The organism is Streptomyces sp. NPDC015220, from assembly GCF_043079345.1.
Classification (GTDB): Bacteria; Actinomycetota; Actinomycetes; order Streptomycetales; family Streptomycetaceae; genus Streptomyces.
Genome location: NZ_JBIBUK010000021.1, coordinates 88,215 through 103,151, shown reverse-complemented (window position 1 = coordinate 103,151; position 14,937 = coordinate 88,215). Strand labels below are relative to the sequence as shown.

Below are 14,937 nucleotides of genomic sequence, written 5' to 3'. Positions count from 1 at the left end.
TCGGGATGCCGGTTCGCGCGCTTGACCGGCCCGGATGGGCCCGCGTAGCGTGACTGCGTTCATGAATATGGACATCGATCAGAAACGTGAGCGTCTGCCCCTAGGGAGAGCCCGTGCCGTCAGCCGTCCCCCTCGCCGAACGCCTCAGCATCCCCAGCGGGCCGCTGTTCTTCCCCGTCACCGCCTACGGCCCCGACGGCTCCGTCGACCTCGACACCTACCGCACCCATGTCCGCGACGGGCTTGAGGCCGGCGCCGCCGCCGTGTTCGCCTGCTGCGGCACCGGGGAGTTCCACGCGCTCGCACCCGAGGAGTTCGAGCTCTGCGTCCGCGCGGCCGTCGAGGAGAGCGCGGGACGGGTACCGGTCGTCGCCGGCGCCGGATACGGCACCGCCCTCGCCGTCCGCTACGCCCGGCTCGCCGAGGCGGCCGGAGCGGACGGGCTGCTCGCCATGCCGCCCTACCTGGTCGTCGCCGGCCAGGAGGGGCTGCTGCGCCACTACCGCGAGCTGGCCGCCGCCACCGCCCTGCCGGTCATCGTCTACCAGCGCGACAACGCCGTCCTCACCCCCGCGACGGCCGTCGAACTGGCCCGTACGGACGGAATCGTCGGCCTCAAGGACGGCCTCGGGGACCTGGACCTCATGCAGCGCATCGTCAGCGCGGTGCGCACCGGGGTCCCCGGCGACTTCCTGTACTTCAACGGCCTGCCCACCGCGGAGCAGACCCAGCTCGCCTACCGCGGCATCGGCATCACCCTGTACTCCTCCGCCGTCTTCTGCTTCGTCCCGGAGCTCGCCCTCGCCTTCCACCGGGCGCTGCGCGAGGGCGACGACGCCACCGCCGCCCGGCTCCTGGACGGCTTCTACCGTCCGTTCGTGGAACTGCGCGCCCAGGGCAACGGCTACGCCGTCGCCCTGGTCAAGGCGGGCGTGCGGCTGCGCGGGCTCGACGTCGGCGAGGTGCGGCCGCCGCTGCACGAACCGGCCGAGGAGCACGTCGAGCAGCTCGCCCGGCTGATCGAGCACGGCCGCGCGCTGCTCGGGGAGGAGGCGTGAAGGCGTCGGCGTTCCTCTACCCCTGGGACGTCGACGGCGACCCGGAGGCGCCCGCGCGCATCGCCGGGCTCGGCGTACGGTCGGTGACCCTCGCCGCCGCCTACCACTCCACCCGCGCGCTGACCCCCCGCCACCCGCGCCACCGCGTGGTGACCGCCGAACACGCCGCCGTCCTCTACCCGCCCGACGGCCGCTGGACGGGCCGCGCCCTGCGCCCGTACCCGGCCGGCGACTGGGCGCCCGGGGACGCGTACGGCCGGGCGGCGGCGGCCCTGACCGGGGCCGGTCTGGAAGTGCACACCTGGGTGGTGCTCGCGCACAACTCCCGCCTGGGCGCCGAACACCCGGACACCTCCGTCGTCAACGCCTACGGCGACCGTTACCCGTGGGCGCCGTGCATCGCCCAGCCGGCCACCCGCGCGTACCTGACCGACCTGGCCGCCGAGGCGGCCGTGCGGCCCGGCGCGCGCGGCACCGAACTGGAGTCGCTCGGCTGGTACGGACTGGCCCATCCGCACGCCCACGACAAGACCGCCGGGGTGGGCCTCGGGGACGCCGGGCAGTACCTGATGTCGCTGTGCTTCTGCCCCGCCTGCCGCGCCGGCTACGGCGGACGCGGCCTGGACCCGGACGAGCTGGCCCACGCGGTGCGCACCGCGCTGGAACCCGCGTGGCGCAGGGCGCGCCCGGACGGGAGCGCGCGGGGCTGGGCCGAGGTGGAGGGACTGCTCGGCGAGACCATGGCCACGGTCAGCCGCGCCTGGCGCGACGAGACCGCCCGCACCCTCCAGGAGCGGGCCGTCGCGGCGGTCCGCGCGGCCGCCCCCGACGGCTTCCAGGTGCTGCTGCACGCCGACCCGGTGTCGTACCACTGCGGCGCCAACGCCGGAGTCGACCCCGCGCACGTCCTGTCCGTCGCGGACGGCGTCGTGGTGCCCTGCACGGGCGACCCCGGCCTGCTCGCCCCGTTCGCCGCACAGGGACGCGCGGGCACCGTCCTGGCCGCCAACCTCACCGTCGTGTCGGGCATGGGCGGCCGGCCGGCCGAGCTCGCCCGGGACGCCGCCCGGGCCCGGGACCTCGGCGCGAGTGAACTGCGCCTGTACCACGCCGGGTTGGCGTCGGACGGTGACCTGGCGGCGGTGCGGGCGGCACTGGGGCCCGGCTGACGGTCGGCGTCGGAAACGGCCCGCGGTGTCCGGCGCCGCGCATCGCGAGGCGCAGGGCCGTCTTCGTACCGGGTGCGCGTGGGCGTACCCGGTGAGGCGGCCGATTGCCGCGGCAGGCGACGCCCGCCGGTCGAGGGGCGGCGTCCGGCGCGCCTTCCGGGGTCTCCTGCCGGAAGTGCTCGGGGGAGTGCCGGCCGGAAGCGCCGGTGCGTCCGGTACGAGGGCCCGGTGCGGCGAGCGTGGGTCCTCTGTTCGGGTCGGACGGGCCGGGCGTCGCCACGGGCCGAACACCGCCTGCCGCGGCGCCTAGCCGCGGTGCCGGGCGTCGCCGCGGGCCCGGCGGGGCTCGTCGGGCAGGGGCCGGGCGGACCGCCGGGCCAGCGGAGCCGTCGACGCCAGCAGCCCGAGCCCGGCCAGGACCAGCAGCAGCCGCCGGTCGGCCACCTCGGCCAGCGCCGCCCCCACCGCCAGCCCCACCGTGTTCGGCACGAACACGAGCGAGTTGGCGGTGGCGGCCACCCGGCCGACCAGCTCCCCCGGTGTCTTCTGCTGCACGGCGGTGAACGCCGCGATCAGCACGCACGGCAGCCCCGCGCCGATCGCGGCGCTGCACCCCAGCGCCACCGGGTCCGACGGGACCGCCCGCAGGGCCACCGCGACCGCCGTCAGGACGATCCCGTACGCCGCGAACCGGCTCGCGCCCAGCCGGCGCAGCCCGGCGCCCGAGGCGACTCCGACCACGACCGACCCCGCGCCCTGGACGGCGTACAGCACTCCGGCGTACGCGGGGGCGTGCCCGAGGCCGTCCACCACGGCGTAGACCAGCGCGCCGTTGACACCGGCGCACAGCATCGTGGCGCCACCGGCCAGCACCAGTGAGCGCAGCAGCGGGTGCGACCACAGCCGGCGGGCGCCCTCGGCGGTGTCCCGCCGCCAGGACCCGGTCGTCCGCGCCGGCCGGTCCTCCCGGGCCCGCAGGAGCGCGTACAAGCCCGCGGCCAGCGCGAACGTGACCGCGTCCAGCAGTGCCACGCACGCGCCGCCGTAGGCCGCGTACAGGCCGGCGCCGGCCAGCGGGGCCAGCAGCTTCATGCCCTCGGTCGCGGTGGTGCGCAGCCCGTTGAAGTCGCCGAGCAGCGCCGGGTCGACGGCCCGGGCGACCAGCGCCGACTGCGCCGCGTCGTGCACGACGCCGGCGGCGCCGTAGAGGAACAGGACCGCGTACAGCAGCCAGAGCCGGCCGGGCGAGTCGACGGTGAACAGGGTGAGCAGCAGAGCCGCCAGCAGCAGGTTCACGCCGATCAGCAGGGGCCGGCGGCGGGCGCGGTCGGCCACCGTGCCCAGCAGCGGCCCGGCCAGGGTGGGCGCCCACATCGCGAGCAGGCACAGCGCGGCCAGCGAGGTGGAGCCGGTGAGGTCCTTGACCCACACCCCGGACGCCAGCCACAGCGCCGAGGTGCCGAATCCCGAGACCACCACCGCCGCCAGGCACAGCCCGGCCTCGCGGTCGCGCAGGACCCGCACCAGGGTCCGGTCGGTTGTCTTCATGCCCGCCGATCGTGTCCCTAAGGCCCCGCCCCGCGGATCGGGCGGGCGCCTTAGTCGCCGCGGCGCCGGGCGGGAATCCGTCGGAAGCCGTCAGTAGGGCTCCTGGGGCGTGGGCCGGCTCCGGCCTGGCGTCGGCCGCATGCCGCGCTGCCTCGCTCCGATCGTCATCGGCGTCCTGTACGCCCTGGTCACGTCCCTCCCGCACGAGCCGCACCGCCGCCGCGTCAACGCGGTCACGGTCGCCGGAGCGGGCGCCGCCCACCTCAGCGGCGGCGGGTTCGGCGGCTGGGAGTTCGCGTTCACCGCCGCCTCCGCCTACGTCGCCTACCGCGGCCTGGACTCCTGGACGTTCATCGGCGTCGGCCGGCTGCTGCACACCGCCTGGGACGTCGTCCACCGCCCTCAAGGGCCATCCCATCGTCCCGTTCGCCCACGACTCCTCGTTCGGCTGCGCGATCTGCGACCCGGTCATCGCCCTGTGGTGCTTGCGGGGCGGGCCCTCGACACAGGAGCTGCTCGGCCGCGCACGGACCGCGCGGCAGCGAGGAGCCGGCCACCGGAGGCGACTTCCTCTGTCAGAAGCATTGACGAAAGCGCGTGCCACTCCTACTTTCATCGCGTCGTACTTCGTACGTCATATATGAGACGCGATACATGAGATTAGCTGCGCGGGATCCGGGACAGGGATCCGTGCGTCCGGAACCGGGTACCGAACCGGGGCCGGCCGTACGCGACCAGGCGGTCCGCGTGGTGGTCGACGAGATCCGAGAGGCGCGCATGACCTCTGTGCCCACGCCGATCCCCTCCCGCACGCAGTTCGTGCTGGAGGGGATCAAACACCGCATCCTCACCGGACGGCTGACACCCGGCCAGGCCCTGGTCGAGACCGAACTCGCCGCCCTGTTCGGGGTGTCCAAGACGCCGGTGCGCGAGGCGCTGAAGACCCTGGCCGGCACCGGCCTCGTCGTGATGAACCAGTACAAGGGCGTCACGGTGCGCATGGTCGACGCGGACATGGCACGCGAGGTCTACGACGTGCGCCTGCTGCTGGAACCCGAGGCGCTCAGGCGCTCGGTGCGGCGCGGCGCCCGTCTGGACGCGGCGCGGGACGCGCTGCGGCGGGCCGACGAGGCCGAGGACACCGCCGAACGCTCCCTCGCCAACCGCGAGTTCCACCGCGCCCTGTACCTGCCCTGCGGCAACCCGCTGCTCGGCCGGATGCTCGACGAGGTCCGCGACCAGGCGGCCCTCGTCTCCGCGGTCGCCTGGTCCACCGACCCGTCCTGGGAACGGGAGGCCACCGAGCACCGCGACATCCTGCGGCTCGCCCTCGACGGCGACGCCGACGGCGCGGCCGGCGCCCTGCACGCGCACATCGCTTCGTTCGTGCACCGGGCCTTCCCCGAGGTCCTCGACGAGGAAGGCAGGCCATGAGCGGCGTGACGTTCCAGTCCCAGCGGACGGCCCTGGCCGACGTGGTGGCCATCCCGGTGACCCCGTTCGCCCCGGACGGCGCCGTGGACACCGTCACCCACCGGGCCCTGCTGCGCCGACTGCTCGACGGCGGCGTCACCACCCTCACGCCGAACGGCAACACCGGCGAGTTCTACGCCCTCACCCCCGAGGAACGGCGGCTGGTCACCGAACTGACCGTCGAGGAGGCCGCCGGCCGGGCGAGCGTCCTCGTCGGCGTCGGCCACGACGTCCCCACCGCCGTCGCCTCCGCCCGGCACGCCCGCGCGCACGGCGCGCAGATGGTCATGGTCCATCAGCCCGTCCACCCCTACGTCTCCCAGGGCGGCTGGGTCGACTACCACCGCGCCATCGCCGAGGCCGTGCCCGAGCTGGGCGTCGTGCCCTACCTCCGCGACGCGCGGCTTCCCGGCGCCCGCCTGGCCGAGCTCGCCGACGCCTGCCCGAACGTCATCGGCGTCAAGTACGCCGTCCCCGACGCGGCCCGCTTCGCCGCCTTCGCCCGCGACGCGGGACTCGACCGCTTCGTCTGGGTGGCCGGCCTCGCCGAGCCCTACGCCCCCTCCTACTTCTCCGCAGGGGCCACCGGTTTCACCTCAGGACTGGTCAACGTCGCCCCGGCCGTCTCCCTGGACATGATCGAGTCGCTGCGGGCCGGCGACTACCCGGCGGCGATGAAGGTGTGGGAGCGGATCCGCCGCTTCGAGGAGCTGCGCGCGGCCAACGGCTCGGCCGACAACGTCACCGTCGTCAAGGAGGCCCTGGCCTCACTCGGTCTGTGCCGCCGGGAGGTGCGCCCGCCGAGCAAGCCGCTGCCCGAGGGCGAACGCGCCGAGGTCGCCGCCATCGCCGCGGGGTGGTCCGTATGAGCGTCCCCGGCAAGCGTCCCGAAGAGCTCAGGAGCCACCAGTGGTACGGCACCGACGGCCTGCGCTCCTTCAGCCACCGCGCCCGCACCCGCCAGCTCGGCTACCTGCCCGAGGAGCACCTGGGCAAGCCGGTCATCGCGATCCTCAACACCTGGTCCGACATCAACCCCTGCCACGTCCACCTGCGCGAGCGGGCCCAGGCGGTCAAGCGCGGGGTGTGGCAGGCGGGCGGCTTCCCGCTGGAGTTCCCGGTCTCCACCCTCAGCGAGACCTTCCAGAAGCCGACCCCGATGCTCTACCGCAACCTGCTCGCGATGGAGACCGAGGAGCTGCTGCGCTCCTACCCGGTCGACGGCGCGGTGCTGATGGGCGGCTGCGACAAGTCCACGCCCGCCCTGCTGATGGGCGCCGCCAGCGTCGACCTGCCCGCCGTGTTCGTGCCCGCCGGGCCGATGCTCCCCGGCCACTGGCGCAGCGAGGTCCTGGGCTCCGGCACCGACATGTGGAAGTACTGGGACGACAAGCGGGCCGGCCTCATCGGCGACTGCGAGATGGCCGAGCTGGAGAGCGGTCTGGCCCGCTCGCCCGGCCACTGCATGACCATGGGCACCGCCTCCACCCTCACGGCCGCCGCCGAGGCGCTCGGCGTGACCGTCCCGGGCGCCTCCAGCATCCCGGCCGTGGACTCCGGGCACGACCGGATGGCGGCGAAGGCCGGTCTGACCGCCGTCGAACTGGTCCACAAGGACCGCAGGCTGAGCGACATCCTCACCCGCGAGGCCTTCGAGGACGCCGTCACCACGGTGCTCGGCCTCGGCGGCTCCACCAACGCCGTGATCCATCTGATCGCCATGGCGGGCCGCGCCGGGGTGCGGCTCACCCTCGACGACTTCGACCGCATCGCCCGCACCGTCCCGGTCCTCGCCGACGTCCGTCCCGGGGGCCGGAAGTACCTCATGGAGGACTTCCACTTCGCCGGCGGCCTGCCCGGCTTCCTCTCCCGCATCCCGGACCTGCTCCACCTGGACCGGCCGACCGTCGCGCACGACACCCTGCGCGAGCAGACGGCCGGCGCCCGGGTGCACGACGACGACGTGATCCGCCCCCGCGGCAACCCGGTGGCGAGCGAGGGCGGGGTCGCCGTCCTGCGCGGCAACCTCTGCCCCGACGGCGCCGTCATCAAGCACATAGCCGCCGAACCGCGCCTGCTCAGGCACACCGGCCCCGCCGTCGTCTTCGACGACTACCGGACGATGCAGCGCACCATCGACGACCCCTCCCTCGGCATCACCGCCGACAGCGTGCTGGTGCTGCGCAACGCCGGCCCCAAGGGCGGCCCCGGCATGCCCGAGTACGGCATGCTGCCGATCCCCGAGCACCTGCTCAAGCAGGGCGTGCGCGACATGGTGCGGATCTCCGACGCCCGCATGAGCGGCACCAGTTACGGCGCCTGCGTGCTGCACGTGGCCCCGGAGTCCTACGTCGGCGGACCGCTCGCCCTGGTGCGCACCGGCGACCCGATCACCCTCGACGTCCCGGCCCGCACGCTCCGGCTCGACGTGGACGACGACGAACTGGCCCGGCGCAGGGCCGAGTGGACACCCCCGCCGGTGCGCCACGAGCGCGGCTACGGAGCGCTCTACACCGAGCAGATCACCCAGGCCGACACCGGCTGCGACTTCGAGTTCCTGGCCCGCCCCGGCAAGGTGCCGGACCCGTACGCGGACTGAGGGCCCCACGGCGCGGGCCGCGCACCACACCTCCCGTCATCCTCGCGAAGCACCCCCCACGTCCATGTAGCAAGCGCTTCCTGCGCGCGCTGCGCCCGCCCGCCGCCCGACCACCGCCCCCGCGGACGTCCTCCGGGCGACGCCTCATCCATGCGAACGGAGAACAGTCATGGCCCAAGCCGCAGCCGTGGCGAAACCGCCCGCGCCACCCCGGCGGCGCCGTGCCTCCGCCACGCCGCGCAGGCTCCCGTACCTGTTGATCGCCCCGGCCGCCCTGCTGATGCTGGGCTTCATCGCCTACCCGGTGCTCAGCGTCTTCTACTACAGCCTGCGCGACTACAACCCCACCAAGCCGTGGCGCGACGGCTGGGCCGGATTCGACAACTTCGTCCACGCCTTCACCGACGACCCCCAGTTCTGGGACACGCTCACCTTCAGCGCCAAGTGGGTCGTCGTCGAGGTCGGGCTCCAGCTCCTCTTCGGACTCGCCCTCGCCCTGATCGTCAACCAGACCTTCGTGGGCCGCTCGCTGGGCCGGGCACTGGTGTTCTCGCCGTGGGCCGTCTCCGGCGTGCTCACCTCCGCCATCTGGGTGCTGCTCTACAACTCCCAGACCGGCGTCAGCCGTTACCTCGCCGACCTGGGCCTCGGCTCCTACGGCGCGAGCTGGCTGTCGGACACCTCCACGGTCTTCCCGGCCGCGGTCGTCGCCGACCTGTGGCGCGGAGTGCCCTTCTTCGCCATCCTCATCCTCGCCGACCTCCAGTCCGTCCCCAAGGACCTGTACGAGGCCGCCGAGGTCGACGGGGCGAGCCGGCTGAGGCAGTTCCGGCACATCACCCTGCCCCACCTGAAGGACGCCATCGTGCTGTCCACGCTGCTGCGCGCGGTCTGGGAGTTCAACAACGTCGACCTGCTCTACACGCTCACCGGCGGCGGACCGGCCGGCGAGACCACCACCCTGCCGCTCTACATCGCCAACACCAGCGTCGACGCCCACAACTTCGGCTACGCCTCCGCCCTGACCACGGTGGCGTTCGTGATCCTGCTCTTCTGCTCGATGGTCTATCTGCGGCTGAGCAAGTTCGGAGGTGACGAGAAGTGATCACCGAGATCGCCCCCGCGCCCGGGCGCACGGCGCCCGCGCCGGCCCCGCCGCGCGGCCGGCGCCGCGCCTGGGACGAGGTCCCGCGCTGGCAGATCTACCTGCCGCTGACGGTCTACCTGGTCTTCACCCTGGTCCCCTTCTACTGGATCCTGCTGTTCGCGCTGCGCCCGGCCGGCTCCACCTCCCTGGTCCCCTGGCCCGTCACCTTCGACCACTTCGAGAAGGTGTGGACCGAGCGGAGCTTCGGCACCTACTTCGGCAACAGCGTCCTCGTCGCCGTCGCCACCCTGCTGCTCACCACGGTGGTGGCGCTGGCCGGCGGCTACGCGCTCGCCCGGTTCGACTTCCGGATGAAGCGGGCGTTCATGCTGGGACTGCTCTGCTCGCAGTTCGTCCCCGGCGCACTGCTGCTGGTCCCGCTCTTCCAGATCTTCGCCAGGCTGTCGATGATCAACTCGCTCGGCAGCGTGATCATCGCCGAGACCGTCTTCCAGCTGCCGCTGTCGATGATCCTGATCAGCGGCTTCATCCGGAACGTGCCGCCGTCGCTGGAGGAGGCCGCCTGGGTGGACGGCTGCAACCGGTTCGCCGCCTTCCGCATCGTCGTCCTGCCGCTGCTGCGGCCCGGCCTGATCGCCGTCGGCTCCTTCGCCTTCGTGCACGCCTGGAACCACTTCCTGTTCGCGCTGATGTTCCTGTCCGACCAGAGCAAGCAGACCATCCCGGTCGGCCTCAACACCCTGATGGGCGCGGACAGCGTCGACCTCGGCGCGCTGGCCGCGGGCGGCATCGTCGCCGCCGTGCCCGTGGTGATCGTGTTCGCCTTCATCCAGAAGTGGCTGATCACCGGCTTCAGCGCGGGGGCGGTGAAGGGATGACCACGGCCCCCCTGCCCCTCGTGCTCGCCGGCGCCCGCGGCCACGGCCGCCGGCACCTGGACAACGTCCGCCGCCTCCAGCGCAGGGGCCTGGTCCGGCTCGTGGGCGTCTGCGAGCTGACCCCGCTCACCGACGACGAGATCCCCGAAGGACTGGGCAGGCCCGCGCAGTCCGACGACTTCGGCGCCCTGCTCGACGCCACCGGCGCGCGGATCGCGGTCATCTGCACCCCCATCCCCACCCACACCCGCCTGGCGCTCACCGCCGCCGAACGGGGCGTGCACCTGCTCCTGGAGAAGCCGCCGGCCCCCTCCTACGCCGAGTTCCGCCGGATCGCCGACGGGGTCGCCGCGGCCCCGGTCGCCTGCCAGATCGGCTTCCAGTCGCTCGGCTCCCACGCGGTGCCCGCCGTCCGGGAGCTGATCGCCCAGGGCGCCATCGGACGGGTGACGGGGATCGGCGCGGCCGGCGCCTGGGCACGCGACGAGGCGTACTACCGGCGCGCGCCCTGGGCGGGCAGGCGCCGGCTGAACGGCGCCGACGTGGTCGACGGCGTGCTCACCAACCCCCTCGCGCACGCCACCGCCACCGCCCTCGCCCTGCTCGGCACCACCCGCGCCGAGGACGTCACCGGCATCGAGACGGAGTTGTGGCGGGCCAACGCCATCGAGTCCGACGACACCTCCTGCGTCCGCGTCACCACCACCCGCGGCCCGGTCGCCGTCGCCGCGACCCTGTGCGCCGAGCACCCCGGCGAGCCGTACGTCCTGGTGCACGGCACCAGCGGCCGGATCACCCTCTGGTACAAGCAGGACCGCGTGCTGCTGCAACGCGCCGGACACGGCCCGCGGGAGTTCCGCCACGGCCGCACCGACCTGCTCGAGAACCTGGTCGCCCACGTCACCACCGGTGCCGGGCTGCTGGTGACGCCCGCCGGAACCGGCGCCTTCATGCGGGTGGTCGAGGCCGTCCGCACGGCCCCGGACCCGCGCCCGCTGCCGTCCGGCGCCTGGCGCCCGGACGCCGGCGCGCACCGCAGGGTCGTACCCGGCATCGACGGGCTCGTCGCGGACTGCGCCGACACGCTCCGCCTCTACTCCGAACTGGGCGCCCCCTGGGCCCTGCCGGAGGAGGCGACCACCGGATGACCCCGAACGACGCGCCGGTCCTGCGGGTCGCCGGCCGCCCGGTGGCCCGCTACGTCACCCGGCCCCGGCTGCCCGCCCGGCTCGCCCCCCGCCCGTACCTGCACCCCGTCACCACCCTGTCCGGCACCCCGGTCACCGAACTCGGCCCCGCCGACCACCTCCACCACCTCGGCGTCGGTGTCGCCGTCCCCGACGTCGAGGGGCACAACTTCTGGGGCGGACGCACCTTCGTGCGCGACCGGGGCCCGACCGAGCTGGACAACCACGGCGTCCAGCGGCACGCCGGCTTCCGGCGGTGCGGCCCGGACGGGTTCGTCGAGGAGTTGCGCTGGGTGGCCGACGGGCGCGAACTGCTGCGCGAACGCCGTACCGTCGCGGCCACCGGGCTCGGCGACACCGCCTGGGCGCTGGACTTCACCTTCTCGCTCACCAACGTGACCCATGGCCCGCTCTCGTTCGGCAGCCCGGCCACCAACGGGCGCCCCGGAGCGGCGTACGGCGGCTTCTTCTGGCGCGCCCGCAAGGAGGACGAGCCCCCGCTCGTGCGCACCCCGGACGGCGACGGCGAGGCGGCCGCGCACGGCGCCCGCGCCGACTGGGTCGCCCTGGCCGGCCGCACCTGGACGCTGGTCCTCGCCGGGGCCACCGGGGCCACCCGCCGGGACGCGTGGTTCGTCCGGGCCGCCGAGTACCCGGGCGTGGGCTCCTCGCTGGCCCGCACCGAACGGCTCGCCGTCGCGCCGGGGGAGACCGTCGTGCGCCGGATCGTCACCGTCGTCGCCGACGGCCGCCTGGAGCGGGAGCAGGCGGCGGCGCTGGTGCGCGAGGCGGTGACGCCGTGAGGCCCGCGAACTCCCGGGGCGTCCCCGGCCCGCCCGGCGCCGGAGTGGGCGACGGCGTCTACCGCAACCCGGTCCTCGACGCCGACTGGTCCGACCCGGACGTCCTGCGCGTCGGCGACGACTACTACCTGACCGCCTCCAGCTTCGGCCGCGCCCCCGGCCTGCCGCTGCTGCACTCGCGCGACCTGGTCGACTGGACCCTGGTCGGGCACGCCCTGGAGCGGCTGGAACCGGAGGCCGAGTTCCGCTCCCCACGCCCCGACGGCGGCGTCTGGGCGCCCGCCCTCCGCCACCACGACGACCGCTTCTGGATCTTCTGGGGCGATCCCGACCACGGCCTGTTCCAGGTCAACGCCCCCGAGATCCGCGGCCCGTGGACCCGCCCGCACCTGCTCAAGGCGGGCAAGGGACTCATCGACCCCTGCCCGCTGTGGGACGAGGAGACCGGCGAGGCCTACCTGGTGCACGCCTGGGCCAAGTCCCGCTCCGGGGTCAAGAACCGGCTCACCGGCCACCGCATGCACCCCGACGGCACCTCGCTGCTGGACGACGGCAAGGTGATCGTCGACGGGGACCGCATCCCCGGCTGGTTCACCCTGGAGGGTCCGAAGCTCTACCGTCACGACGGCTGGTTCTGGATCCTCGCGCCCGCGGGCGGCGTGGAGACCGGCTGGCAGGGCGCCTTCCGCTCGCGCGGCTTCTTCGGGCCGTACGAGGAGAGGGTCGTCCTGGAACAGGGGGACACCGACGTCAACGGCCCCCACCAGGGCGGCTGGGTGCGCACCCGGACCGGCGAGGACTGGTTCCTGCACTTCCAGCAGCGCGGGGCCTACGGCAGGGTCGTCCATCTCCAGCCGATGCGCTGGGGTCCGGACGGCTGGCCGGTCGTCGGCGACGAGGGCGCCCCCGTCGCCGTGCACCGCAGGCCCGCCCTGCCGCCGCAGCCGCCGGCCGCGCCCGCCACCGACGACGACTTCCCCGGCGGCCGCTACGGCCGGCAGTGGCAGTGGACCGCCAACCCGCGCGACGGCTGGGCCACCGAGCACTTCGGCGACGGGCTGCGGCTGACCTGCCTGCGCTCGCCGACCGCCCACGACCTGCGGAGCCTGCCGAACGTCCTCACCCAGCGGCTGCCGGGCCGCCCCTGCGTGATCGAGGTGGACCTGCGCCTGGACAGCGCGGAACCCGGGGCCCGGGCCGGACTCGCCGTCCTCGGCGACGCGTACCGCTGGATCGGCCTGGAGCGGGGGAGCGACGGGAAGGTCCGTCTGGTGCACCGGTTCGCCGAGCGGGGCGCCGAGGCGGAGCGGGACGCCGGCCGCCCGGTGCCCGCGCCCGGCGGACGGGCGCGGCTGCGCGTCGAGGCCGGCGCGGGGGCGCGCTGCCGGTTCTCCTACGACACCGGCGCCGGCTTCCGGGCGTCCGGGCAGGTCTTCGCCGCCACCCCCTGGCGTTGGGTCGGCGCCCTGCCCGGCCTGTTCGCGCTCGCGCCCGCCGGCCGGGGACACGCCGGCGCGGCCACCTTCACGCGGTTCCGCATCACCGCCGCACACGGCACGAACGTCTCCCCGCAGTCTCACCTCGCTCGTCGGATCCAGGAGAAGAGAGCCGATCGATGAAGACCAACTTCCACAGAAACAGGCGGTGTTCCGCCGTGGCCGTCGCCGTGGGTTCCGTGCTCGCGCTGACCGCGACCGGGTGCGGCGACGACGGCGGCGGCGCCGGCGGCAAGGGCGCCGAGGGGGCCGGCAAGGGCGAGATCACCTTCTGGGACAACAACGGCGGTGTGCGCACCGACATCTGGAAGCAGATCATCGCCGACTTCGAGAAGAAGAACCCGGACATCAAGGTGAAGTACGTCGGCATCCCGGCCGCGAGCGCCCAGTCCAAGTACGACACCGCGATCCAGGGCGGCGGCCTGCCCGACGTCGGCGGCGTCGGCACCGCCATGCTGGCCGAACTCGCGGCGCAGGACGCGCTGGAACCACTGGACGGCCGGCTGGGCGACAGCGCGCTGAACGGCAGACTGAGCCAGAACCTGCTCGGCGTCAGCAAGGCGGCCGGCGGCGGCGACACCCTCTACCAGATCCCGACCTCGGTGAACAACGGCACGCTGTGGTACCGCACCGACCTGTTCGAGAAGGCGGGCCTGGAAGCGCCGACCACCTGGCCGAAGTTCTACGAGGCCGCCGACAAGCTCACGGACAAGGGCCAGAACGCGTTCGGCTTCACCATCCGCGGCGGCGAGGGAGCCATCGCGCCGGCCCTGGACGCGGTGTACGGGCAGACCGGCATCACCTCGTTCTGGAAGGGCGACCGGACCACCGTCAACGATCCGAGGAACGTGGCCGCGCTGGAGAAGTACGTCGCGCTCTACAAGAAGGACACCCCGTCCGCCGACGTCAACAACGACTTCACCAAGATGGTCGCCCAGTGGGACTCCGGCACCATCGGCATGCTGAGCCACAACCTCGGTTCCTACCAGGACCACCTGAAGGCGCTGGGCAAGGACAGGTTCCGGGGCGTGCCCAACCCCACCCTGGCCGACGGCACCCGGGTGCAGGTGTCCAACCCGGTCGACGGGCTGGCCCTGTTCAAGGCGGGCGGGAACAAGGCGGCGGCCTGGAAGTTCATCGAGTTCGCCGTCTCGGCGGCGGAGAACTCCAAGTTCAACGAGTCCGCCGGCCAGGTGCCCGCGAACGTCGACGCGGCCAAGGACGCCTGGATCCAGCAGGCCGAGCCGACCAGGCTCGCGGCCGAGGCGCTCAACGGCGCCGACACCAGGATCGTGCAACTGCCCTACTACCTGCCCGACTGGAACACCATCTCCAAGGCGGACAACGAGCCGAACTTCCAGAAGCTGCTGCTCGGCAGGATGACCGCGAAGCAGTTCCTGGACACGCTGGCCGGCCAGCTCAACAAGGCGCAGGCCGAGTGGAAGCGGCAGAAGGGCTGATCACCGTCGTGTCGCCTACCCGCGGACGAGTCGCCCGCTCGGCGCTCGCCGCCGTCCCGGCCGCCCTGGCGGTGGCCGGGACGGCCCGGGCCGCCGGGCGCCGCTCCGGGCCCCGCACCTCGCCGGCGACTCCACCGCCGCCCGGAGCCACGACGCCG

The 14,937-nt window shown here is 74.0% G+C and carries 12 protein-coding genes and 1 pseudogene; 12 read left to right on the top strand and 1 reads right to left on the bottom strand.

Going from position 1 to position 14,937, the window contains the following annotated elements:
- The first annotated feature begins 113 nt into the window (after positions 1-113).
- Both ACF061_RS30770 and ACF061_RS30765 read left to right on the top strand, forming a co-directional pair.
- Positions 114-1,058, top strand: coding sequence for a 5-dehydro-4-deoxyglucarate dehydratase (locus ACF061_RS30770; protein ID WP_392270285.1), 945 nt, complete (start codon positions 114-116; stop codon positions 1,056-1,058).
- Positions 1,055-2,227 carry a hypothetical protein gene (locus ACF061_RS30765; protein ID WP_392270284.1) on the top strand — a complete coding sequence of 391 codons (1,173 nt, stop codon included), beginning with the start codon at positions 1,055-1,057 and terminating at the stop codon, positions 2,225-2,227. Before ACF061_RS30770 ends, ACF061_RS30765 begins: the two co-directional genes overlap by 4 nt.
- Positions 2,228-2,533: 306 nt before the next feature.
- On the opposite strand, the gene ACF061_RS30760 is transcribed toward ACF061_RS30765, so the two are convergent.
- A complete protein-coding gene (locus ACF061_RS30760; RefSeq protein ID WP_392270283.1) occupies positions 2,534-3,775 on the bottom strand; it encodes an MFS transporter in 1,242 nt (413 codons plus the stop codon).
- A 139-nt stretch (positions 3,776-3,914) separates the two neighbouring features.
- Between ACF061_RS30760 and ACF061_RS30755 the strand changes: the two are divergent.
- From ACF061_RS30755 to ACF061_RS30710, 10 genes and pseudogenes are all read left to right on the top strand, one after another.
- Positions 3,915-4,419 (top strand): annotated as a pseudogene (locus ACF061_RS30755) (DUF6010 family protein).
- Positions 4,420-4,552: 133 nt separating this feature from the next.
- Positions 4,553-5,209: a GntR family transcriptional regulator gene (locus ACF061_RS30750; RefSeq protein ID WP_392270282.1), complete on the top strand. Its 657-nt coding sequence runs from the start codon at positions 4,553-4,555 to the stop codon at positions 5,207-5,209.
- Complete coding sequence (locus ACF061_RS30745; RefSeq protein WP_392270281.1) at positions 5,206-6,117, top strand: dihydrodipicolinate synthase family protein; 912 nt, start codon at positions 5,206-5,208, stop codon at positions 6,115-6,117. The genes ACF061_RS30750 and ACF061_RS30745 overlap by 4 nt, the downstream gene beginning before the upstream one ends.
- Positions 6,114-7,847 (top strand): L-arabinonate dehydratase, encoded by a 1,734-nt coding sequence (gene araD, locus ACF061_RS30740; protein WP_392270280.1) that lies wholly within the window; start codon positions 6,114-6,116, stop codon positions 7,845-7,847. The genes ACF061_RS30745 and araD overlap by 4 nt, the downstream gene beginning before the upstream one ends.
- A 169-nt stretch (positions 7,848-8,016) precedes the next feature.
- Positions 8,017-8,952: a carbohydrate ABC transporter permease gene (locus ACF061_RS30735; protein WP_392270279.1), complete on the top strand. Its 936-nt coding sequence runs from the start codon at positions 8,017-8,019 to the stop codon at positions 8,950-8,952.
- The gene (locus ACF061_RS30730) at positions 8,949-9,833 is read left to right on the top strand and encodes a carbohydrate ABC transporter permease (protein ID WP_392270278.1); all 885 of its coding nucleotides are present in this window, start codon (positions 8,949-8,951) and stop codon (positions 9,831-9,833) included. The genes ACF061_RS30735 and ACF061_RS30730 overlap by 4 nt, the downstream gene beginning before the upstream one ends.
- A complete protein-coding gene (locus ACF061_RS30725; protein WP_392270277.1) occupies positions 9,830-10,981 on the top strand; it encodes a Gfo/Idh/MocA family protein in 1,152 nt (383 codons plus the stop codon). The genes ACF061_RS30730 and ACF061_RS30725 overlap by 4 nt, the downstream gene beginning before the upstream one ends.
- A complete protein-coding gene (locus tag ACF061_RS30720; RefSeq protein ID WP_392270276.1) occupies positions 10,978-11,823 on the top strand; it encodes a PmoA family protein in 846 nt (281 codons plus the stop codon). Before ACF061_RS30725 ends, ACF061_RS30720 begins: the two co-directional genes overlap by 4 nt.
- Positions 11,820-13,442: a glycoside hydrolase 43 family protein gene (locus tag ACF061_RS30715; protein WP_392270275.1), complete on the top strand. Its 1,623-nt coding sequence runs from the start codon at positions 11,820-11,822 to the stop codon at positions 13,440-13,442. Before ACF061_RS30720 ends, ACF061_RS30715 begins: the two co-directional genes overlap by 4 nt.
- Positions 13,439-14,779 carry an ABC transporter substrate-binding protein gene (locus ACF061_RS30710; protein WP_392270274.1) on the top strand — a complete coding sequence of 447 codons (1,341 nt, stop codon included), beginning with the start codon at positions 13,439-13,441 and terminating at the stop codon, positions 14,777-14,779. Before ACF061_RS30715 ends, ACF061_RS30710 begins: the two co-directional genes overlap by 4 nt.
- Positions 14,780-14,937: the final 158 nt, after the last annotated feature.